The sequence below is a fragment of the Bacteroides sp. RCH18 genome (assembly GCF_058231005.1).
Genome location: NZ_JBIPTC010000001.1, coordinates 3,063,900 through 3,085,752 on the forward strand (window position 1 = coordinate 3,063,900; position 21,853 = coordinate 3,085,752).

Genomic DNA, 21,853 nt, shown 5'->3' on the forward strand with positions numbered 1-21,853 from the left:
AAATCTAACTATTCAATAATTGATGATATAGCTTTTCATATTGTTTTGCTATAATCCTTATATCATAAGATTCTTCTATCCGGGCTCTTGCATTAACCGACAATTCATCATTTAGCTTTGTACTACTGAGCACCCACTCAATTCCAGCCGCCAAATCTTTCTCGTCAGCATACCGGGCCAAGTAACCGGTTTTCTTATGTTCAATTATACTTTCCGGTCCGGTTTCCAAGAATGAAACAACAGGTGTTGCGCATGCCATAGCTTCCGTTACTGTCTGTCCAAAAGCTTCTTCTAATGAAGGAACAACCATAACATCAGCCGCAGAATACAAAGCTTGCAGAATCTGATGATCACGTATATACCCCATAAATCTAAAAGGAATATCCAAATCCAGTCTCTGACGTTCGGCTCCAAAAATGACAAGATAATATTCATTCTTATATGCGTCTGACAATGACTGGAGCGCTTGCAATAATAATGAAAAACCTTTTCTCCTATCATTTATAGCATTAGTAGCCCCATAAAGTATCACCTTTTTATCTGACGGAATATTCAAAACCTCTCTTGCTACTTCTTTTCTAACAGGGTAAAACTTATCAAGATCAAGCCCATTAGGAATAACAAAAACATCCCTCCCTTTTAAAAGAGTACTGTTTTCAACACACTGTTTCATCCATAGAGTTGGAACAACTATTACCATATCCATCTCCTTCCATGCCTTCTCTTTACGTTTCCAAATTTCATGAGACAAATCATCCATGTCTTCTGAGCCAAGTTTCGGACATTTGCCACAACCGGTTAAGTATCTTTTACAATCCCCGTAATAATAACATCCTCCTGTCAATGGCCAACAATCAGCCAAACGCCAAACAATTTTCTTTTTTATTTTACCTAAGTCTTCAATCTTTATATATCCGGCATTTATCCAATGAATTTGCACTATTTTGGGATTAAAAATATCAATATACCTATTCACATCCGTACCTGCCATAGCAGGAGCAAACGTATGAGATGCCATATTATATGCAGGATACTGTTTTAAAGGCTCCAAATCATTATGATAGCCAACTTTTTCTTGCGGACTTGGAATAGCCACATGAATATTGTCCAATAAGTTACCCTTTTCTCCCAAATTTGAATTTAAGACTAACATTTTAGAATCAATTCCTATCGTTCTCAATCCTAAATGTATTCTATGAGCAGCCCTAAATGCACCTCCTTGTCCTACAATAGAACTTAAATACAATACATCTATACTATTCATCCTTCTTTTAGATTGTGCTCTTTCCTTTAAATAGTAGCAAATTGAATGAGCTTCAGATATAATATTATCTATAGAATTCTCTGAGATTTTTCCATTAAGCAACAATTCTATTTCAATAGGAGAACAAGGATTGATAATTGAAGAAGATATTATTTCCACTTCATCTTTACAATCATACAAAGAATATGTTTTATTTAAGAAGGATATTCCTTCCCCAACCAAACAATTTAAATTACTATCTAATCTTTCAATAATAAATTTCAGAAATAAACTTTCCCTTTTAGATATTATCAATGAGTCTGAAATAATCTTCTTGGAAGATAGTTGTGGAACATATGAGAAACAACACTGCTTATCCTTTACAATATCATCAAAAGGCTCAATACATTCAATGTCTGAATCTACAAATATTCCCCCTTCACGATATAATATAAAGTAACGACTTATTTCTAATAGTAGTTTATTATTCAAATTATTGTCACAAAATGTGGCAAAGTGAGGAAATTCACAATGAATTAATTCTTTTATATCATGAAGACTCCAAAGTTTATATTGCCATAAAGGATGATTTTCTACCCATGATTGGGATAGATTTGAAAAAAAAGCCGAAAACTGCGGTTGTGTCTCCTCCTGAATTTGATGTATTATTTTAGGGATGTTATGCATAATCTATTTTAGTATTTTAATTATATCGCTCTATCACTTCATTACTCTGATATAAAAGTGGGATGAGGAAGAGGGGGAGCATTAGGGGCTAATAAGCGTTTCCCATCAGCCACACCTTCCCGTACAATAGTATCAATCTTCACAGGATTAAATGTAACCCTTTCTGACATATTAGAATTATAAGAAATATCCAGATACTGTATATTCTTATGATTTATATCAACTTCAACTAAATCATTATGTGATACAATTATGCGATAAAGAGGTCACCTACATATTTGCTACTCAATGCATTATAGGATAAATCAATTTCTCTCAAAGCACATATTGTACCCTCCTTAATTCTCAATTGCCCACTGTACCTATTATGTAAAAGATTTAGTATCTCCAACTTTTTAGGCAAAAAATGTGGAATAATTGTATCCAATAAATTACCAGATAAATTAAGTGTTTTAATAGTATAAGCAGATAAATCAGGGAAACTCACAATACTATCATTCGATAAATCATATGCGTTCATTACCGAATCAGAAGGTAATAAAAATAGATGTTCTAATTTAGTCAGTTTCTCCACTGAGACATATTCCAAAGTTCCTTTCTTACTTCCTGCATGACAAGACAAAAAAAGAAGTACAAAAAATATAAGACCTGCATTTTTCATATTATTCCCTATTTATAATCATTTCTATATTCTTCTAACGCTGAATCGACAATGCACGCAATATTAAGTTTAATGGCTGTAATCATAAGAAACACTAATCGGTCCCAAAAGACGTTTCCCATCAGCAACCCCATCCCGTACTAATGTATCTATCCAAAGAGGCTCAAAGCTTACCCTTCTGAAATATCAGAATTATAAGAGATATCAAGATATTGTATATTCTTATGATTCAGATCAATAACATCTAGATCATTATATGATACATTTATACGGTATAAAGGAGGATATCTATTCTATTTAATGCATTATGAGATATATCCAATTCTTTTAAATAGGGGATCGTATTTTTCCTTATGAGTATGAAACCACAGTATAGATTATGAGAAAGATTTAATTTTCCCAACCCTTTAGGTAAAAAAAGTGGATTAATTGTATCTAACAGATTATGAGACAAGTCAAGCGATTTAATAGTGAAAGCAGACAAATTCGGAAAATTCTCGATATTATCATTTGACAGATCATAATAGACCATAACTGAATCATAAGGCAGCAAAAAAAGCTTTTCCAATTTAGTAAGTTCTTTCGTCAAAGGTTGCTTACTAGATTCCTTCCTAATCCCCATTCTACAAGATAACAAAAAGGGAGAGAATAATAATATATAAATTAAATATTTCATAGCATCTGTTATTTAAGATCATTAAAAATGATACCCAGCATTCTTACTAATTGGTCCTATCAAAGGTTTCCCTCCTGCAACTCCTTCACTTATAACTGTATCTATAAGTGAAGGTTCAAAACGAACAAGCCTATTTAAATGAATATTATAAGACACGTCAAGATATTGTATGTTTTTTTGATTTAAACCAATAAAAACTAAATTATTATGTGATAATATTATCCGATATAATGGTTCGGTTATTCTTATGCTATCCAATGTATTATAAGATAAGTCTACCTCTTTTAAAGAGGGGATAGTGTATCTTCTTATATTTACAGATCCTTTATATTTATTATTTGAAAGATTCAGACGTTCCAATCCTTTAGGTAAAAAATGTGGAATAATTGTATCCAACAAATTGCCAGACAAATTAAGTGACTTAATAGTATAGCTAGATAAATCAGGAAAATCCACAATACTATCATTTGACAAATCATACATATTCATTACCGAATCAAAAGGCAATAAGAGAAATTCTTCTAATTTTGTAAATCTCTCTACCTCGGCTTTTCTTTTATTGCTCCCTGAATTACAAGATAATAACAATAACGCAAAAAATATAATATTCGCTTTCATAACATTTACTATTTAAAATCTTTTCGATATTCTTCCAGCGCTGAATCAATAACTCCATGATCATATTTTCTCATATATTCGTGCATGTTAGCTTTTATTTGCTCACCATCCTGTTCCCAGCCAGCCGTTTCTTTATCTACAAAAATATCAATAAATTCTTGGCTGTATCCTTTTTCTTGCAAAATAAATATTGTATCGTAATAGGTTTTTCCTTGAAGCAAAGCGTCATTAAATATTGCAAGATGATTCGCATGTATAGCCTCATGAGTTAACGTGACCACTAATGCCTCATCTACAGTATTCACTTTACTCCAATCATAACCAATATTATCTATCCTATTGAGTGGAATATCCCAACCTTGATCAGTTATATACTGACTATTAAAAACAATATGATAAGAATCATCAGATTGCCGTGTTGTATAAGCTGTAGTATGCCCATCCATACCTTCTATGCTAAATGTCAGATGTAAATAGCCCTTATCAAAATAACTAAGCAAAGTTTTAAGTACAGAATTACTCTTTAAAATATTCACCATCTGTTCGTTAAATACAGGCTGAGAATCTAAATTTAAAGTAAAGTTTCTTATATTGCCAATATTTACGCCATCAGTCAAAGCATTGCCAAAACTATCTCCGGAAGTACTACCAAAACCTCCACCACCAGTTAAATACCCTTCACCATAGTTACCATATCCATAGTAGTAACCATTTCCAGTATAACCGGGATAATATCCACCATAATTTCCATCCCAATTAGGATGTTCCAAAGGTTCATCATAATACCACCAATAAGGATACTCATGAGGATTGCCTCCAGGCTTATGTCCATAAATATCTGTATCCGGAGCAACCCAACCCATACCTTCAACCCAACCGCCATACCAAGGACCCTCCCAATTATCAAAATCATATTGAGAGTAATAAGAACTACCACCAGAACCAGGAGAATCGTAATAACCACCATCACCATTCCAACCACCAGTATAATAATAACCACCAAAGGTACCACCTACATAATGACGCATCTCTTCTTTTTCTAGTACAGGAAATAGCTGTCGCAGTCCCTGAAAATTTGTTTTTGTAATCTTCTTCATATTATTCTATTTATCATTATACAAGAAACACGAAAAATTGAAGCTCTTCTATTTATTTCAATAAAAAACAGCAATAACTGCATTTTTATTACAATTTTAAGCTATATAGACTGCCAAACGAATCTACTTTGCCTTTAAAATCTCCTCAGTCTTATCTAAACCTGTATAAAAATCAATATTCGCAAAATGACACAAATATCTCCAAAAATAAAGCGTCAAGAATATTTGTACATCACGGTCCGTTTTAAAATCACTGCAGATATTATCTTTATTTGTAGCAATTACCCCCCACAACACTGTAGTAGGAATAACTCCAGTCATATCTATCAAATTACAAATGTTTTTCATTGCAGGATGAGAAGCATGATCCAACTCCCTTTGCTTATAAGTAAATCCACTAATATCGATTTTAAATGGAAGAGCTACATTTTCTACTTGTTCTCTGCCATATACATACTTTGCGGAGTCAGTAATAAAATGGACACGATGAGGATCATCCAGATTCTTTTTTTTCAGAATCGCACGAAATTCATCTGTTCGTCCGTACTCAGATATTGAAACACCTGCCGGCACATACACTGCACAAGAATCATTCAAATCGACTCCATCCAAAAAATAGGAATAGAGCCAACCAGAATAAAGCTTCTTATTTATTTGCTTTAACCGTTCTTTGTCAACTTCCAATAAATAATTAAAATGATATCGTTCCATCCCTTTTACCAATAAATCAATAGCATCTTTTTGACCGTAATTCTCCTCTAATGTTCCCTGAAAAAAACTTACCATTTCTGTTTCTAACGAAGTTATTTCAGCTTCCTTATTCTGCCCACAAGCAGAAAACACTATGAATAGAAATAAAAAAATAAAGCTATATTTCATATTTATACTAATTTTAAAATTATAATGAGATATCTACTATTTCTAGAAGTTTAAGAGAAATTAGGGATATCCTACTGCATTTAAAAGCGCTATGTAAGTCTCATAATCCCTTGTTTGAAGACGAAGAGCAGTGCTATGATCACTAAATTTAATTTGTATCTCATAATTATTATATTCTGGATTCTGTACCAGATTAGATGTAGCAAGAGAATATACTTCTCGATAATTATTAGCTGCGGCTGTTCCATTAACTACTGTCCATTGAACTTCCTTACCATTATAGTAGAAATAATCGCTACGAATTGCTCCATAGCCTTGTCCCCATTTTGTTGAATCAAAATCCACCAACTCTCTCATATCACTTATATCATTAACGAAATATTGACGCATTGCATCAATTACACTTTGTCCTATTTGACCACTATCTTGAGCAAAATCAATCTTGCCATATTCATCACTATTTCCATAATAACCATTATAATAATAATTGGAACCATCGTAACCTGAACCATAGTAGCCAAAGCCATAATAACCCGAACCAGCCCCTCCTTGGTAACCATAAATATTAACATCAGGATAAACATACCCCAAACCATACACCCAGCCCCCATACCATGGACCTTCCCAATTATCAAATTCATCTTTTGTATACCCACTATGCCAAGTATAGTTTCCATCAGGATCATAACCTCCAAACCCATGATTAAGCCAATCATCACCATAGTAACCATCTGAATTTCCTCCTACATGACACCGCATTTCTTCCTTTCCTAACACAGGGAATAATTGGCGTAATCCCTGCAAATTTGTTTTTGTAATCTTTTTCATCTTACTTTTTTTATTATTATCAATTATTAAAAAAATAAATAACGGCATTGCCCATCAATCATTTATTGCTATATATCCCGCGAAGGATTCTTCATAAGCCATAATCCAACAGCTGTAAGATTGCTATTTACTATTTGCTCATCAAAATACGACTCTTCAACCTTTTTATCAACAAAATATTCTATCTTATCCAGCGAGACGTCTTCTACTATAGCTATATCATAGATGATACTCCACCATAAGTTATCATACCAGAAATTCATACTATTTTGAGGTGCGGTAACGACTAATTCTTCTACCAATTTTCGTAACTGTTTACATTCCACTTCCCATATTGGAGGCAATTGAGAGAAAATTCTTTGGAATAACACTATATCGGTCTCACGATAACACCCCTGGAGAATAACTTGATGAGACAAATAAAGTATATCCCTGAACAGACTTTCCAAAGTATCTACTTCTATTTCCCTCATCTCTGATAATTTCAAAGACACATACAAGATTGAGTTTAAATATGGAAGTCTAAGCATTCCATATTTCTTTTGCCTGATACAATCCGATAATACAAGATTGGCTTGCACTATGATATTAGTAACCCATGCCTGATCTACAGTAGCTTTATCATAATAAAGACGAGACAACAAATACAACCCTGAAGAATATAGAGGATAAGGGCTACGTAGTTCCTTCATAGAAGAAGAACGAATATCACAAAGTAGAATCTTATCAATATCATTCAACACATTATCTTCGGGATCACTTTCCACTAAATGCTCCCCTAAGAGTACAGACAATCCATGACCAATACCACCTAATCCGTCAACTATGCTGGGAGAAATATTGGGTTTTAATTGATTGAATACATCATCTAGCAATTCTGAAGCGATCTCTTCATAAACTGTACTTCCTGAATAATGAGCGTATTTGTACAAGAAAAGAGCAATTCCGATTTTTCCATTGAAAAGCCCTATCGATTCTGTATTTTTCAGATTAGCAACAATCGTATTGGCTATCTGCTGAAGTATTTTATCCATATATATTCTGTTTTTTTATTCTGATTGCATCTCTGAAAAGCTGAATTAATTGAGGAACATAATAATCAAAACTAAATACCTCCCGACTACGATGCATATTATCTGTCAATTGTTTCATTCTTACTTGTTCTTTCAACTTATTCGATAATTCATAAAAGTCATGAAAGAAGATGCCGACATCCAATCTTTCAGCTAGTTCCTGAGTGGCCGCAATATGTTTACTATTATCAGGAAAAATCACCGGAAGCCCGGCCGCCGCATAAGTGCTAATCCGAGCAGGTATATTCAAATCATCCCAGGTAGCTTTCAACAAATCACCATTATTACGGCTTTTAAAGCAATGCAACCATCCGGCATCATATTGCGAAAACTCTTTCGTCCAGTTATCTGCAGAAACATGGGAATGAATATGGAAATGCTTCGGTGCTATCTGCATATAGCGCACCATTGCCTTTTCCTTGCAGGCATGATAGTTTTCAGTATACAAATGAATATGAATGTTGTTCCTTACCAGAACAGACAGATCATTATTAGAAATACCAATCATCCTTCCGGCAATCAAAGTATGTACGGCTCCATCTTGTGATGATAGTTTAGAAGAGAAATCGTTCTTAAAATAATCTTTCTTGGGTAAATCTCCATCCATTATGAAAGACAATCCATGGTTTGGTGGTAAGAACTGTTCAAACCATAATTTAATCGCTTCATTCAGAAAAATCTTTCCTGTCGCATGGGTATACAGGTATATCAGCCTGTTCCACATACCATTGCGGAGGCAAACAGATGGGCCTTCTTTGAAATGCCATACAAAAGGTATGTCCGGAAAAGCCTTCAGCACATCATATGCCAAAGGAACTGCTCCAAAGTTTAACAAACCATAAATGATGTCTGGTTTCACCTCCTCGATACCCTGTTTCCAATTCTCAAACGGAATATCCTCTATATGTCCAAAAGGTAAATGTCCTACTGTAGAGAAACTATAGGTAGGATTTTGTATCCACAGCCCATATAATATGTGTCCGGCCTGCTCCAAAGCATAAATACGCTCCGGATTATAAGCCAGTTCTCCTAATATCAAAATTTTCAGAGGATTCTCACAAGCCTTCTGTTCTTTTCTAAAACTCTCATATAGTTTCTCTTCATCTATGAACTTATATTTGGAAACTTTCATCCTGACAGGAGACTGAATCTTATAGTAACTCCTATATTTATTGATTCCTCCTCCATATTTCTCACCAATGATGCAATGCCGCTGCGCAGGATGCAATGTCCAGTAACAAGATACCTTATTAGTCATACCAAAAGTACCGGATTTTGTCAATTTACACCAAAACATAGCAAACAGATCTTCAGTCACCCATTCGCTTCTTTCCAGCCAGCGTTCATCCGTTTTTTTATGCGCTGTCTGAACCAATTGTAAACAACATCCTTTTTTTAATCCTTTACTTTCGGTATCAGATGTATAGTACATGGTATCCGGAGAGGCATATTTCATACCTGTATATACAAGGACCAAATCATCGTATTCTTGAAACTTCTTATAAACCGACTCCAAATGATCCTCAAAATAATAATCATCGGAAGGCAAATAGGCTATCAATTCGTTTCGGGCAATTTTAAGTCCTTGATTTAAAGCATACCCCAGACCTTTATTACTTTCATTTTTAATATATACGATTCTTTCATCATTCAGGAAGTCGGAAATAAACATCTCCGTATCATCCGTACAACCATCATTTATAATAATTAATTCCCAATCGGGATAAGTCTGTCTTTGTAGGCTTAGAATAGCCCTTCTAATAAAAGAAGCCTGATTATAGGTAGGCATTATAACCGAAAAGTGTGTATTCATAATATTTCAGGTTTTGTTGTTATGTGAAGACAAAGAACGGGGATAATAAGTAAAAACAATGAAATTTATGGCCCAAAAAATGAAACTTTCTATTCATTTATTAACAAAAAACTTGAAAACGTATACCAAAAGAACAAAATCGATTATTATGATCAATTTCTTTCATTTATTGAACAACTTTTCCCTCGTTATCACTTCAAAATGTTTTTACTTTACAGAGGAAAAACACCGAATGTTGTTTAAATCTTATTTTATGGAAGCACAAATAGAAGAAGAAGAAAAAAAAGAAGAAGTCGTACAACGAAGTGAAGAGGTACAAACCATTATTGACAGGATGCCTACAAGAGGAGCAACCTATGCAATAATACTAACAACACTACTTATTCTTATAATTCTGATATTAGGATTTGTTATTAAATATCCTGACTCTGTAGATGGTCAGATCTCAATAACAGCGCATATTGCCCCTGTCAGGCTAGTGGCAAATACATCCGGTAAGCTACATTTACTACATGAGAACAGAACATCCGTATGTGAAGATCAAGTAATCGCCTATATAGATAATGAAGCTAACTACAAGGATATCTTGCTTCTAGATTCCCTATTAAATAGGTATAGCAATCAAGATCTTGAAGATTTCCCTATCAGATCCGGGCTTATATTAGGAGGAGCGAGTTCCCCGTACAACTCTTTTTGTATTGCACATTCCCAATATTATCGGACATTGCACTCTGATGTCTATAAAACGATGTGCAATAGTCTCCAACAGCAAAATGAGATAAATTCTGAAATCATAGAAAACTTGAATAAGGAGCTTCTTTTAAAAGGGAAAAAGCTAAGTATCGAAAAAGAACGATTGACCAAAGACAGCATCCTGTATCTTGCAAAAGCTATCAGTGAGCAAGATTTTCAACGTCAGCAGAGCACTTTTTACGATTTACAGGCAGCATATAAAGAACTGCACAGCAGCAGACTGTCATATACCGCACAGATTAAAAGGAACGAGCAACAAATACAACAATATTTATTACAAGAGCAAGAAACTCTGGATAAGTTGAGAGAAGAATTATCCGTCAGCAAATCCCAATTGACCAACACTATTCATGCATGGAAAAAGCAATATCTACAAATCAGTCCTATTAATGGGCAAATGGAATACCTGGGATTCTGGAGAGAAAATTATTTTGTACAAAATGGGCAGGAACTATTCTCTATTCTTCCTGATCAGAATGAGATCGTTGGTGAAATGATAGTTCCATCCTATGGCATCGGGAAAGTTAAAATAGGTCAAACCGCCAATATAAAAGTTAACAATTATCCATATATGGAATATGGACTAATCAAGGGTAAAGTCAGTTCAATCTCACGGTTATCAAACAAGGTTCAAATGCCATCAACTACTCAGGCAGAGAGCAATGTTTATCGCATAATCATAACTTTTCCTGATGGATTACAGACTAATTTCGGAAAAATGCTCGATCTGGATTTTGAATCTCAAGGCACATCCGAGATTATCACAAAGCCGAAACGCCTCATAGAAAGACTATTTGATAACCTGAAGGCAAACGCAGAACAATAAACTTCCCATTATAATTCTATAGTACAATGATATTTCATAGATTTCCAGTCGACTACCAGATGGATTCACAAGATTGTGGTCCGGCATGTTTAAAAATTATAGCCAAACATTTTGGACGATATTACTCTTTACAATATCTCAGAGACCGTTGTGGCATAACCAGTCAAGGTATCTCTTTACTGGATCTAAGTACCGGAGCCGAAAGTATCGGCTTACGTACACTTGCCATTAAATGCACATTGGAAGATGTCATCAACCAAGTCCCTTTCCCTGCAATTCTTTTCTGGAAAGACTCTCATTTTATTGTTGTCTATCATGCCAATAAGAAATACATATGGGTATCTGATCCGGCTAAAGGACGCATTAAATACACTCACGAAGAATTCAAAAAAGGATGGTATCAGAAAGGAGCAACCAATGGCGTACTTCTGGCAATAGAACCGACTATAGATTTCAATAGAAGCGATGTCGAAAAGAAACTGGAGAAAAATAGCTTCATCAGTATCCTGCGTTATTTTGTTCCTTACAAGAACAGCTTTGCAACGATATTCTTCATTATGCTGGTAGTTACCTTGCTACAAGGAATACTTCCTTTTATATCCAAAGCCGTTATTGATGTAGGCATAAAGACCTCTGACATCAATTTTATTAATATGGTATTGATCGGCAATATCAGCATACTGTTGAGTATTACCATATTTAATGTCATACGCGACTGGGTGTTATTACACATTACTTCACGAGTCAATATTGCATTAATATCAGACTATCTGATAAAACTCATGAAGCTTCCGGTGACATTCTTCGAAAATAAGCTTTTAGGAGATATACTCCAGCGCGCACGTGATCATGAACGTATCCGAAGCTTCATTATGCGTAACTCACTATCAATGATCTTTTCTGTCCTGACATTTATCATATTCGGAATCATACTTTTGGTATACAACCCGATTATATTCTATATTTTCCTGTCCGGTTCAATATTATACGCAGGCTGGGTATTATTATTTCTCCGTATCCGCAAGAAACTGGATTGGGAATATTTTGAGCTCATATCCCAAGACCAAAGTTATTGGGTAGAAACCGTATCCGCAATTCAGGATATCAAGATATATAATTACGAGAAACACAGGAGATGGAAATGGGAAGGAATTCAAGCCAGGCTATACAAAGTCAATAAAAGAGTGCTCAACATCACTAATGCACAAAACCTGGGAGCCCAATTCATTGAAAATATAAAAAACATGGGGATCGTATTTTTCTGTGCCAGTGCAGTTATAAAAGGTGATATCACCTTCGGAGTAATGATCTCTACGCAATTTATAATTGGAATGCTTAATGGTCCACTTATTCAATTCATCAGTTTCGTTGTATCTGCTCAATATGCCAAGATCAGTTTTCTACGCATGAATGAGATCAGACAACTACAAGATGAAGAAGAACTGCTTTCTATTGGCAGTACCTCTATTCTGCCCGAAAACAGAGACATCAGTTTAAACAATATAATATTTCAATATAGCCCTAATTCTCCACTAGTATTGACTAACATATACCTGACTATTCCGCAAAATAAAGTAACGGCTATCGTAGGAGGAAGCGGTAGCGGAAAATCTACTCTGCTCAAACTATTAGTCAGACTTTATAAACCAACCTTTGGAGAAATAAAAATGGGCAACATGAATGTATCGAGTATCAACCTGCGTACCTGGAGAAATATGTGCGGGGTAGTCATGCAGGATGGCAAACTATTCAGTGAAACAATATTAGCAAACATTGTATTGGATGACGAACATATTGATTACGATCATCTGCACAAAGTGTGTCAGATGGCCCAGATAGAGGATGAAATCAATGGTATGCCCAAAGGATTTGATACAGTAATTGGAGAGAAGGGACGAGGAATAAGCGGAGGACAGAAACAGCGATTACTGATAGCACGGGCACTATACCGTAATCCGGATTTTCTCTTTCTGGACGAAGCTACAAACTCATTGGACGTCATCAATGAGAAGAAGATTGTTGAAGCACTGAACAGTGCTTTCAAAAACAGGACTGTTATCGTAGTAGCCCATCGGCTAAGTACCATACGAAACGCAGATCAGATTGTTGTTCTTAATAAAGGCAGAATTGTAGAAGTAGGCAATCACGAAAATCTTATCGCCAGAAAAGGTGAATACTTTAACCTGGTCTCTTCCCAATCATAGCTATATAAAAACTAATATTCAACATAAATAGAGACATTCATATGAATCTTAAATGGATAACAATATGGTTTCTGCTATTTCCTGCACTTTTACAGGGACAACCATATCAGATTTCTTTAGAACAAGTATTAAACGAGTGGTGTCTGGTGTCACCATCGGCACAAAAGATCAAGTTGTCACACGAGAATTCCATATTGGAGTTTGAGAATTACAAAAAAGAATTTCTACCATCTGTCGCTTTCTCTTTAAGCCCTGTAAACTTTAACCGCTCACAAAAGCTAATGCAGAACTCTGAGAGTGGAAATTATTCATATGTAGAAGATTACTCCAACAATAGCAGTACAGAAATAGCTATCCGACAAAAAGTCGGTATCATCGGAGGCGAGCTCAGTGTCAGTTCACGCCTCAACTACCTCCGGGAATTTTCGAATAACAGGAATCGTTTTGGAACTAATCCACTTTACATCAACTATTCGCAACCCTTCATCGGAGGTTTCTATAATTACAAGAGGCAAAGAGGTATACAGCATGCAGTATATAATAACTCACTGAAACAATATTGCTCGGAAATGTCAGATATCCAAACAAAAGCTGTAAACCTATTCATGACTCTGTTCTCAAGTAAGCTCGCAGCTGATTTGTCACATAAGAATCTTCTCATATCGGATACTCTTCTCATTGCCAGCAAAGCCTTACTCGACAATGGATATTTCACCGAATATGAATATCATCAAATGGAGCTACAACAGCTGAATAACAAATATGCTTTCGAGAATTCCACTAAGAATTATCAGAAAGCACTTAGAGAACTTAGCACATTCCTGAACAGGCCTGAATGGATAGATGAAGAAGTAGAGATATTAACCCCGGAATTCAATTTACCTTTGAAGATCGACGAAAAGTCAGCTATTGTTTATGCCCGTCACAATAGTCCGTTTGCCTTATCGCAAGAAGAAAAAAGACTAAAAGCCGAACAAACACTATTTACCGCCAAACTTAACAACCGCTTCAATGGCAACATTAAAATAAGCTACGGACTCAACCAATATTCCGATCATTTTCTGGATGCATACCAAAAGCCGGATTATACTCAAGGAGTCATGATAGGGGTTCAGATTCCAATTTTTCAATGGGGTATCAACCGTAACAAGATTCGCATGGCAAAGAACAACTATCAAAACAGTATGATAGAAATAGATCAGGCAGAAATCAATTTTGATAACAACATAAAAGATATAGTGGAAGATTATAATCACAATATGAATCTATGGTTTGTTGCAACTAAAAGTTATCAACTCTCTCAGGATCAATATGTATTATTGGCACATAAATTCCACTCCGGCAAAGTATCCGTTTATGATTTAGCCTCTGCACAGCAAGAACAATACAGCGCCATGCAAAGATATTACAATGCCATACAAAACGCCTGGAATAGCTTTTGTGTTCTACGCAAAAATACACTGTTCGACTTTAGCAAACAAACTGAATTAAAAGATTTATTTTTTCCTGTCACATCACATGGCAATTAACTTTTTGTAAAGATCGTATTTCTCAAATACATCTTTGAGTTGTATGTCATTCTGTTGTTGTCCATGATTAATATGATGTAAAGCACAGTTTTGCACACTCAGATTTTCCAGATAGTCATTGCCCGATCTATTATGGGTGTAGACTTTCTTACATAACTTATTATTATAAAGTGCCATAGCTTTAAACCAAATATCATCACTAAACGGACATATATTCATAAAAACCGATTCATTAAAAACCTCATCAGAAAAAATATGTGGCGGATAAAGTATGCCACCAACACCTGTAGGGAAATTCAGAACAGATGCCTCCATATCAAAACATTTTTTCCACCCCAAATACGGTAAAAACTTTCCATCTTGCAAATTAATACGACGCCCTCGGTTAAAATAAATAAATTGAGGATCTTTGATGTAGCTATTGACTAATTTTTCTATCAGGTCAATATGATATATCGCATCATCATCAATTGTAATTATTGCATCATCAGGGTAGCTACGCAGTGCTGGTATCAGTTTCTTATATGAACGAATATCCTTACAATATCTTACTTCCAGTCCTCTCTTCATTTGCAGTTGTAAAGTATTGGGCAGAGTTGTAGTTTTAAGTGAATCAGGTAACCATAAAATGATTCGATTCGCTTTTACAGTTTGTTGCATTATCGATTCAATAGCCAAATAAGTTTCATATAAGCGTGGCTCGTATGTCGTAAGTGAGACTATGATTTCATGATCACAGTAATGTGTATCTGTAACACCACTTTCACAACTGTGCAACAAATAGTCATTCAACTGGATGACCCGGCTATTATAAATTGAGTTTGTGTAAACTAAAGCAATATCTGCATAAAGTCTATCAAGATTATCGATTTTCTTAATAGCTGCTTCTATTTTCTTTATTAAAGGTGTCATTATAGTATATAAATTAAAAGTTCTACTATGATTCAATACAAAAGGAAGGCTATATGAGCCTTGTGTACAAAAATAAGCATACTGATCAGAAAAAGATAGAACATATAGTCCAATAAAAGCAACGATTTGTTCATTTACAAAATAGAATCCTGATTAATAACAGCGTTCAACTGGAAAAACTAAGCCCCTTCTCCGAAAAAAGTAATACCTTTGAGTGCATAAATTAATTCGTCCGGCTATAGGCGGACGAATTAATTTATGAAGAGAAAGAAATTATCTGTAGAACAAGAAAAATATAAAGTAACTATGAGCATTTATTACGATTTATACACGAGTGGTAATCCACAAAAAAAGGAGGAACAACAGGCACTTTATGCACGTGTTATTCCATCAGGCACCATTGATGCTGATAAGTTCATTGAACTAGTATCCAAATCCAACGGCTTCAGTCCAGCCACGATAGAAGGTTGCCTGCAAGCCGTCAGTGATGAGCTACAACACTGGCTCGCGCAAGGCTGGACCGTAGAAGTCGGGGAAATCGGACATTTCTCCCTATCACTGACATGTGACCGTCCGGTGATGGAGAAGAAAGAAATTCGTTCTCCTTCCATCCATTTAAATAAGGTGAACCTGCGCATTAACAAAAAGTTTCGTGAGAGTCTGGAACCATTGCAACTGGAACGCATAGAGTCACCCTATCGTACTAACAACGATTCCAATGAGGAAAGATGCCGTACCCTCCTGATACAACATCTGGACAAACATGGCTGTATCACCCGTTCCGATTTCATGAGATTGGCAGAAATCAGCCGCAACAAAGCGATTAAACTGCTCAATAAGTTCTTGGAAGAAGAGATAATCCGGAAGTATGGAGGAGGAAAAACTGTCGTATATCTAAAGAAGTAGTTAATCAAACAGCTCCACAACATACAATTATATGGAGACAAAAGTTTTTTCACTTTGTAGAAACAATACCGAATAATAATTTGGCTATATCATAAATAATTTATTTCTTTGTAGAAACAATACAAAAGTTTAGCTCAATATGACCAAATTAAATAAAATAGCAGTGGTACAAACCGGGGTATATCTAAAACCATCACCGGGAGCCAACACACTATATTTACAAATCAATGGTTTCGACAACAATGGGTACTTACATCCCAAACAAGAACCAAGTATTTTACTTGATGATTCCAACAACAAATACTTTCTTAAAGAAGGTGATTTACTATTCTCAGCAAAGGGAGCAAACAATTTTTGCACTATTTTTCATACACAGAAATACAACGCAGTAGCTTCCTCCTCATTTCTCATAATAAGGATAAGAGATAAAAAGCGTATATTGCCAGACTACTTATGTTGGTTTTTCAACCGACAAACAACACTGCAGTATTTAACTTCAAATGCTAAAGGGACATCTATCCCCTCTATATCAAAGAGCACTGTAGAGGAGCTAAACATTCCGATTCTTCCTGTTGACAAACAAGAAAAGATAATTGCAATAGCCAAGCTTCAAAAAACAGAAGAAAGATTATATAAAAAAATCATCCGAAAGCGGGAACAATTAACTGAATACAAACTAAAAAACATTATAAGTAATGGAAACTAAAATTACCCAAGACGATATTAACAAAGTGATATGGAAAGCGTGTGACACATTTAGAGGCGTGATTGACCCCAGCCAATACAAAGATTACATTCTCACCATGCTGTTTTTAAAATATGTAAGTGATGTAAATAAATCGAAGTATCAGGAATATCTTAAAAGGTATGAGGGTAATGAAGAACGCACCAAAAGAGCCATGCGTCATGAACGCTTTATCGTACCAGAGAACAGTACATTTGACTATTTATATGAACGCCGCAACGAAACAAATATCGGAGAATTAATAGATATCGCTCTTGCTGATCTCGAAAATGCTAACCGGGAAAAACTGAGTAGCGAAGATGGTAGTGGCATATTCCGCAATATAAGTTTTAATAGTAGTAATCTCGGAGAAGCCAAAGATAAAAACACCCGTCTGAAAAACCTACTCATCGATTTTTCTGACGAAAGGTTACAATTTGATGAATCACATTTGGAGAATAACGATGTAATTGGAGATGCTTATATGTATCTAATCGAGTATTTTGCAAGTGGTGCCGGGAAAAAAGCAGGTGAATTCTTTACTCCCAAAGAGGTATCAACTTTATTGGCCAAACTAACTAAAAGCAAACCAGGAGCCAGAATTTGCGATCCAACGTGTGGTTCCGGTTCTTTGTTGATTAAAGCGGGGAAAGAGGTTGGAGGAGACAATTTCTCACTTTACGGGCAAGAGCTTAACGGTAGCACATGGGCTTTGGCAATGATGAATATGTTGTTACATGGTTTTGACAGTGCTACCATCCGTTGGGGTGATACGCTTCGAAATCCGAAACTTAAAGAAGGCGATGCGTTAATGAAGTTTGATACAGTTGTAGCCAATCCTCCGTTTTCTCTCGACAAATGGGGAGCCGATGAAGCCGCAAACGATCAATATAAACGTTTTTGGAGAGGTGTGCCTCCCAAAAGCAAAGGAGACTGGGCATTTATCAGTCACATGCTCGAAGTCGCATATGAAGGACATGGTAAAGTTGGTGTCGTAGCACCTCATGGCGTGCTATTCCGGGGAGCAAGCGAAGGAAAACTACGCCAAAAGACAATTGAAGAAAACTACTTGGAAGCAGTTATAGGTCTTCCGGCTAATCTATTTTTTGGAACAGGTATCCCAGCAACGATTATAATATTCAATAAAGGCAAAAAGACAGATAATGTACTCTTCATTGATGCCAGTCGTGAATATGAGAATGGTAAGAACCAGAACAGGTTACGTAGTCAAGATATTGATCATATCGTTTCCACCTATCGTAAGTTTACGGCAGGAGAACTATCATCAGGTGTAGCAGAAGATAAATATGCTTATGTGGCAACGCGGGAAGAAATCGTTGAAAACGATTACAACCTTAATATACCTCGTTATGTAGATACCTACGAAGAAGAAGAGGAAATTGATATTGTAGCCGTGCAAAAGGAGATTGATTCGCTTGAAGCAGAACTTGCTGAAGTACAAACAAAGATGAAAGCTTATTTGAGAGAGTTAGGTTATTGACAAAAGAAAAACTAACAGATAATGAAAACAGAAGAAATTAAGCGCTTATTTTCCGACTTCGAGTCAGCCGCCTCAGAACTAGAAGGAGTAGAATGTTGGAGCGCTAGAGAAATACAGCACTTATTTGGATACAGTAAGTGGGAAAACTTTTCTAAAGTTATTGAAAAAGCAAAAGAATCGTGCAAAAATGCCGGGCAAGACACTGCTGATCATTTTCCTGACGTCAGGAAAACGATCGCTATGCCCAAAGGAGCCGAAAAAGAGATAGATGATATCCTTCTGACACGCTATGCCTGTTATCTGATTGCTCAAAATGGGGATTCACGAAAGGAACAAGTTGCTTTTGCGCAAACGTATTTTGCCGTCCAAACACGAAGAGCAGAGTTAATAGAGCAACGGTTACTGGAAGTAGAACGTGTAAAAGCTCGCATTAAATTACAAGAAACAGAAAAGCATCTTTCCGGCGTTCTATATGAACGCGGTGTAAATGATAAAGGGTTCGCAATTATTCGCTCCAAAGGCGACCAGGCTCTCTTTCGATTGAATACAGCACTCTTGAAACGCAAAATGGGAGTACCCGAAAAACGCCCCATAGCAGACTTTCTGCCAACTATCAGCATAAAAGCAAAAGATTTTGCTGCGGAAATGACGAGTGTCAATGTGCAAGCGAAAGATCTACATGGCGAAACATCTATATCTAAAGAACATGTTGATAATAATCTCGCTGTAAGAAAAATGCTTCTGGAAAGAGGTATTGTACCGGAAGATTTGCCTGTAGCAGAAGATATTAAAAAGGTGGAGCGTAGATTGGCGAGCGAACAGAAAAAGGTGTTGAATAAAAAGGTATCTGACTAAAACTATGAAACATAAAAATATACCGGAAGGATATAAAGATTCACCGTTGGGGGTTATTCCGAAGGAGTGGGAAGTGAAAAGATTAGGGGAGATATGTTCTCATTTTAAGAGCGGAACAACAATAACCTCAAAACAAATATCCGAAAAAGGAAAATATCCCGTATATGGTGGTAATGGATTAAGAGGCTATTCTGATACTTACACACATGATGGAGCATATATATTAATAGGTCGCCAAGGAGCATTATGTGGAAATATAAACTATGTTGAAGGCAAAAACTATATTTCGGAGCATGCAATTGCAGTCCAATCTTTCGAAAATATACAATGGTTAAGATATAAACTTGATTATTGGAATCTAAACAAATTTTCAGAATCTTCAGCTCAACCAGGGTTATCTGTCGAGAAATTAGTTCGTTACAAGCTCATAGTTCCACCGATAAATGAGCAAAAAAAAATAGCTGAAATACTCAGTGTGTGGGACGAAGCTATTGAAAAACAGAAGAAGCTAGTTAATGCACTAACTCGCCGTAAACATGCCCTCTCGCAACAACTCCTTACAGGAGAAAAGCGTTTACCCGGATTTAATAGGAAATGGGAAAAAGTCACAATAAAGAAAATTGCAAAAGAAATAAAAACAAGAAATAAAAACAATAGAAATTTAGAAGTCTTATCCTGTACTAAATATGATGGACTTGTACCTTCATTGAAATATTTTGGTCGCCAAATATTCTCTAAGGACCTGAATCAATACAAAATTGCACCTAAATATTGCTTTGCATATGCAACTAATCATATTGAAGAAGGTTCAATTGGATACCAAGACTTATACAACGAATCTCTAATCAGTCCAATGTATACAGTGTTTGAAACAAATAAAAATAAAATTGATGACTTTTTCTTATATAAACTCCTAAAATCTCATCAATTTATATACATATATTCTACAATGATGGAAGGTTCTATAAATAGACGTGGCGGACTTAACTGGAGTAACTTTTCAACCATTAAATTTAACCTTCCACCAATGCAAGAACAAAAAGCTATTACTAAAATAATTAGTACAGCAGAAAGTACTATAAATTCAGCAAAACAACTACTAGAATCATTTCACCTACAAAAACAGGGGTTAATGCAGCAATTACTAACAGGAAAAATTAATATTCAAATATAAACTCTAAATATAGTATCATGGCAAAATCAAAGAGACCGACTGTTGCACTAATATATGATTTCGATGGAACCTTATCCCCTGGAAATATGCAAGAATTTGGTTTTATTCAGGCAATTGGAAAAGGCAAAGAGGAATTTTGGAAGAAAAATAAAGAACTCTCTGAAAAGAATGACGCAAACGGCATTCTTTGTTATATGTATTTAATGCTACAAGCAGCTAAGAACAATGATATCTCATTAAAGCGCGAATCTTTTATTCAGTTTGGCTCACAAGTTGAATTATTTAATGGAGTAAGAGAATGGTTTACATTAATTAATCAATATGGGCGATCAATAGGATTAGATATTAAACACTACATCAATTCTTCAGGCTTAAAAGAGATGATTGAGGGCACGTCTATTAGTAAAGAATTTGAGAATATCTATGCATGTTCCTTTCTCTATGATATTGATGGAGTAGCCTATTGGCCCGGAGTGGCTGTAGACTATACTACAAAAACGCAATTTCTTTTTAAAATAAATAAAGGGATTAAGGAAGTTAGTGATAACACTAAAATAAATGAATTTATTCATGAAAGTGAACGACCTGTTCCTTTTGAAAATATGATTTATTTTGGAGATGGAGAAACTGACATACCTTGCATGAAAATGGTTAAAGATCATGGAGGACACTCCATCGCAGTTTATGGGAACCCCAAAAAAAGAGCGACAGCTTACAAATTGATCAATGATAACCGAGTAAACTTCGCATGTTCTGCTGATTATAGAAAAGATAAAGATATTTATGCTGTTGTCAAACGTATTTTAGATAAGATTAAAGCGGACCATGAATTTAATAGACTACTGAAAATCCACAAACAACAAGCGATCAACGCTGACCACAAAAAGTAATCTT

General features: G+C 35.4%; 18 protein-coding genes. 9 read left to right on the forward strand and 9 right to left on the reverse strand.

Translation table 11 applies throughout. The features are described from left to right. Window positions 1–4: 4 nt before the first annotated feature. The 8 genes from ACHLI0_RS12230 to ACHLI0_RS12265 all read right to left on the reverse strand — a co-directional run bounded on the left by ACHLI0_RS12230 (window position 5) and on the right by ACHLI0_RS12265 (window position 9,575). The gene (locus ACHLI0_RS12230) at window positions 5–1,930 is read right to left on the reverse strand and encodes a glycosyltransferase (protein WP_490749261.1); all 1,926 of its coding nucleotides are present in this window, start codon (window positions 1,928–1,930) and stop codon (window positions 5–7) included. 250 nt (window positions 1,931–2,180) lie between these two features. Then, window positions 2,181–2,591, reverse strand: coding sequence for a hypothetical protein (locus ACHLI0_RS12235; protein ID WP_490749262.1), 411 nt, complete (start codon window positions 2,589–2,591; stop codon window positions 2,181–2,183). A gap of 697 nt (window positions 2,592–3,288) precedes the next feature. Continuing rightward, the gene (locus tag ACHLI0_RS12240) at window positions 3,289–3,885 is read right to left on the reverse strand and encodes a hypothetical protein (RefSeq protein WP_259011966.1); all 597 of its coding nucleotides are present in this window, start codon (window positions 3,883–3,885) and stop codon (window positions 3,289–3,291) included. An 8-nt stretch (window positions 3,886–3,893) separates the two neighbouring features. After that, complete coding sequence (locus ACHLI0_RS12245; protein ID WP_490749263.1) at window positions 3,894–4,982, reverse strand: TIGR04149 family rSAM-modified RiPP; 1,089 nt, start codon at window positions 4,980–4,982, stop codon at window positions 3,894–3,896. A gap of 123 nt (window positions 4,983–5,105) precedes the next feature. After that, window positions 5,106–5,861: a hypothetical protein gene (locus ACHLI0_RS12250; protein ID WP_490749264.1), complete on the reverse strand. Its 756-nt coding sequence runs from the start codon at window positions 5,859–5,861 to the stop codon at window positions 5,106–5,108. A 60-nt stretch (window positions 5,862–5,921) separates the two neighbouring features. Next, complete coding sequence (locus ACHLI0_RS12255; protein WP_490749265.1) at window positions 5,922–6,689, reverse strand: hypothetical protein; 768 nt, start codon at window positions 6,687–6,689, stop codon at window positions 5,922–5,924. Between the two features lie 68 nt (window positions 6,690–6,757). Beyond that, on the reverse strand, window positions 6,758–7,723 hold the full coding sequence (locus tag ACHLI0_RS12260) for a lanthionine synthetase LanC family protein (RefSeq protein WP_490749266.1): 966 nt from the start codon (window positions 7,721–7,723) through the stop codon (window positions 6,758–6,760). Then, window positions 7,716–9,575: a glycosyltransferase family 2 protein gene (locus ACHLI0_RS12265; protein WP_490749267.1), complete on the reverse strand. Its 1,860-nt coding sequence runs from the start codon at window positions 9,573–9,575 to the stop codon at window positions 7,716–7,718. Before ACHLI0_RS12265 ends, ACHLI0_RS12260 begins: the two co-directional genes overlap by 8 nt. 58 nt (window positions 9,576–9,633) lie before the next feature. Between ACHLI0_RS12265 and ACHLI0_RS12270 the strand changes: the two genes are divergently transcribed. The 3 genes from ACHLI0_RS12270 to ACHLI0_RS12280 are packed head-to-tail and all read left to right on the forward strand — an operon-like array spanning window position 9,634 to window position 14,887. Next, window positions 9,634–11,154, forward strand: coding sequence for an HlyD family secretion protein (locus tag ACHLI0_RS12270; protein WP_490749268.1), 1,521 nt, complete (start codon window positions 9,634–9,636; stop codon window positions 11,152–11,154). Between the two features lie 26 nt (window positions 11,155–11,180). Next, the gene (locus ACHLI0_RS12275; RefSeq protein ID WP_074556518.1) at window positions 11,181–13,358 is read left to right on the forward strand and encodes a peptidase domain-containing ABC transporter; all 2,178 of its coding nucleotides are present in this window, start codon (window positions 11,181–11,183) and stop codon (window positions 13,356–13,358) included. Between the two features lie 41 nt (window positions 13,359–13,399). After that, on the forward strand, window positions 13,400–14,887 hold the full coding sequence (locus ACHLI0_RS12280) for a TolC family protein (RefSeq protein ID WP_490749269.1): 1,488 nt from the start codon (window positions 13,400–13,402) through the stop codon (window positions 14,885–14,887). Here ACHLI0_RS12280 and ACHLI0_RS12285 read toward each other — a convergent pair. After that, window positions 14,873–15,799, reverse strand: coding sequence for a hypothetical protein (locus ACHLI0_RS12285; protein ID WP_414202626.1), 927 nt, complete (start codon window positions 15,797–15,799; stop codon window positions 14,873–14,875). The two genes, ACHLI0_RS12280 and ACHLI0_RS12285, sit on opposite strands and share 15 nt — an antisense overlap. A 306-nt stretch (window positions 15,800–16,105) precedes the next feature. Between ACHLI0_RS12285 and ACHLI0_RS12290 the strand changes: the two genes are divergently transcribed. From ACHLI0_RS12290 to ACHLI0_RS12315, 6 genes are all read left to right on the forward strand, one after another. Next, complete coding sequence (locus tag ACHLI0_RS12290) at window positions 16,106–16,705, forward strand: HU family DNA-binding protein (protein ID WP_490749578.1); 600 nt, start codon at window positions 16,106–16,108, stop codon at window positions 16,703–16,705. Between the two features lie 139 nt (window positions 16,706–16,844). After that, complete coding sequence (locus tag ACHLI0_RS12295; protein WP_234150915.1) at window positions 16,845–17,411, forward strand: restriction endonuclease subunit S; 567 nt, start codon at window positions 16,845–16,847, stop codon at window positions 17,409–17,411. Then, the gene (locus ACHLI0_RS12300; RefSeq protein WP_490749270.1) at window positions 17,401–18,930 is read left to right on the forward strand and encodes a type I restriction-modification system subunit M; all 1,530 of its coding nucleotides are present in this window, start codon (window positions 17,401–17,403) and stop codon (window positions 18,928–18,930) included. Before ACHLI0_RS12295 ends, ACHLI0_RS12300 begins: the two co-directional genes overlap by 11 nt. A gap of 21 nt (window positions 18,931–18,951) precedes the next feature. Then, complete coding sequence (dinD, locus tag ACHLI0_RS12305; RefSeq protein WP_234120216.1) at window positions 18,952–19,785, forward strand: DNA damage-inducible protein D; 834 nt, start codon at window positions 18,952–18,954, stop codon at window positions 19,783–19,785. A gap of 4 nt (window positions 19,786–19,789) precedes the next feature. Next, window positions 19,790–20,959 (forward strand): restriction endonuclease subunit S, encoded by a 1,170-nt coding sequence (locus ACHLI0_RS12310; protein ID WP_490749271.1) that lies wholly within the window; start codon window positions 19,790–19,792, stop codon window positions 20,957–20,959. A 17-nt stretch (window positions 20,960–20,976) separates the two neighbouring features. Next, window positions 20,977–21,849 (forward strand): HAD family hydrolase, encoded by an 873-nt coding sequence (locus ACHLI0_RS12315; protein WP_490749272.1) that lies wholly within the window; start codon window positions 20,977–20,979, stop codon window positions 21,847–21,849. Window positions 21,850–21,853 lie beyond the last annotated feature (4 nt).

Coding starts and splice junctions, on each gene's coding strand:
- ACHLI0_RS12315 (WP_490749272.1), top strand. CDS start 20,977: ATGGCAAAATCAAAGAGACCGACTGTTGCACTAATATATGATTTCGAT.
- ACHLI0_RS12255 (WP_490749265.1), bottom strand. CDS start 6,689: ATGAAAAAGATTACAAAAACAAATTTGCAGGGATTACGCCAATTATTC.
- ACHLI0_RS12235 (WP_490749262.1), bottom strand. CDS start 2,591: ATGAAAAATGCAGGTCTTATATTTTTTGTACTTCTTTTTTTGTCTTGT.
- ACHLI0_RS12270 (WP_490749268.1), top strand. CDS start 9,634: ATGAAATTTATGGCCCAAAAAATGAAACTTTCTATTCATTTATTAACA.
- ACHLI0_RS12240 (WP_259011966.1), bottom strand. CDS start 3,885: ATGAAAGCGAATATTATATTTTTTGCGTTATTGTTATTATCTTGTAAT.
- ACHLI0_RS12290 (WP_490749578.1), top strand. CDS start 16,106: ATGAGCATTTATTACGATTTATACACGAGTGGTAATCCACAAAAAAAG.
- ACHLI0_RS12285 (WP_414202626.1), bottom strand. CDS start 15,799: ATGACACCTTTAATAAAGAAAATAGAAGCAGCTATTAAGAAAATCGAT.
- ACHLI0_RS12295 (WP_234150915.1), top strand. CDS start 16,845: ATGACCAAATTAAATAAAATAGCAGTGGTACAAACCGGGGTATATCTA.
- ACHLI0_RS12265 (WP_490749267.1), bottom strand. CDS start 9,575: ATGAATACACACTTTTCGGTTATAATGCCTACCTATAATCAGGCTTCT.
- ACHLI0_RS12245 (WP_490749263.1), bottom strand. CDS start 4,982: ATGAAGAAGATTACAAAAACAAATTTTCAGGGACTGCGACAGCTATTT.
- ACHLI0_RS12250 (WP_490749264.1), bottom strand. CDS start 5,861: ATGAAATATAGCTTTATTTTTTTATTTCTATTCATAGTGTTTTCTGCT.
- ACHLI0_RS12275 (WP_074556518.1), top strand. CDS start 11,181: ATGATATTTCATAGATTTCCAGTCGACTACCAGATGGATTCACAAGAT.
- ACHLI0_RS12300 (WP_490749270.1), top strand. CDS start 17,401: ATGGAAACTAAAATTACCCAAGACGATATTAACAAAGTGATATGGAAA.
- ACHLI0_RS12280 (WP_490749269.1), top strand. CDS start 13,400: ATGAATCTTAAATGGATAACAATATGGTTTCTGCTATTTCCTGCACTT.
- ACHLI0_RS12260 (WP_490749266.1), bottom strand. CDS start 7,723: ATGGATAAAATACTTCAGCAGATAGCCAATACGATTGTTGCTAATCTG.
- ACHLI0_RS12230 (WP_490749261.1), bottom strand. CDS start 1,930: ATGCATAACATCCCTAAAATAATACATCAAATTCAGGAGGAGACACAA.
- ACHLI0_RS12310 (WP_490749271.1), top strand. CDS start 19,790: ATGAAACATAAAAATATACCGGAAGGATATAAAGATTCACCGTTGGGG.
- dinD (WP_234120216.1), top strand. CDS start 18,952: ATGAAAACAGAAGAAATTAAGCGCTTATTTTCCGACTTCGAGTCAGCC.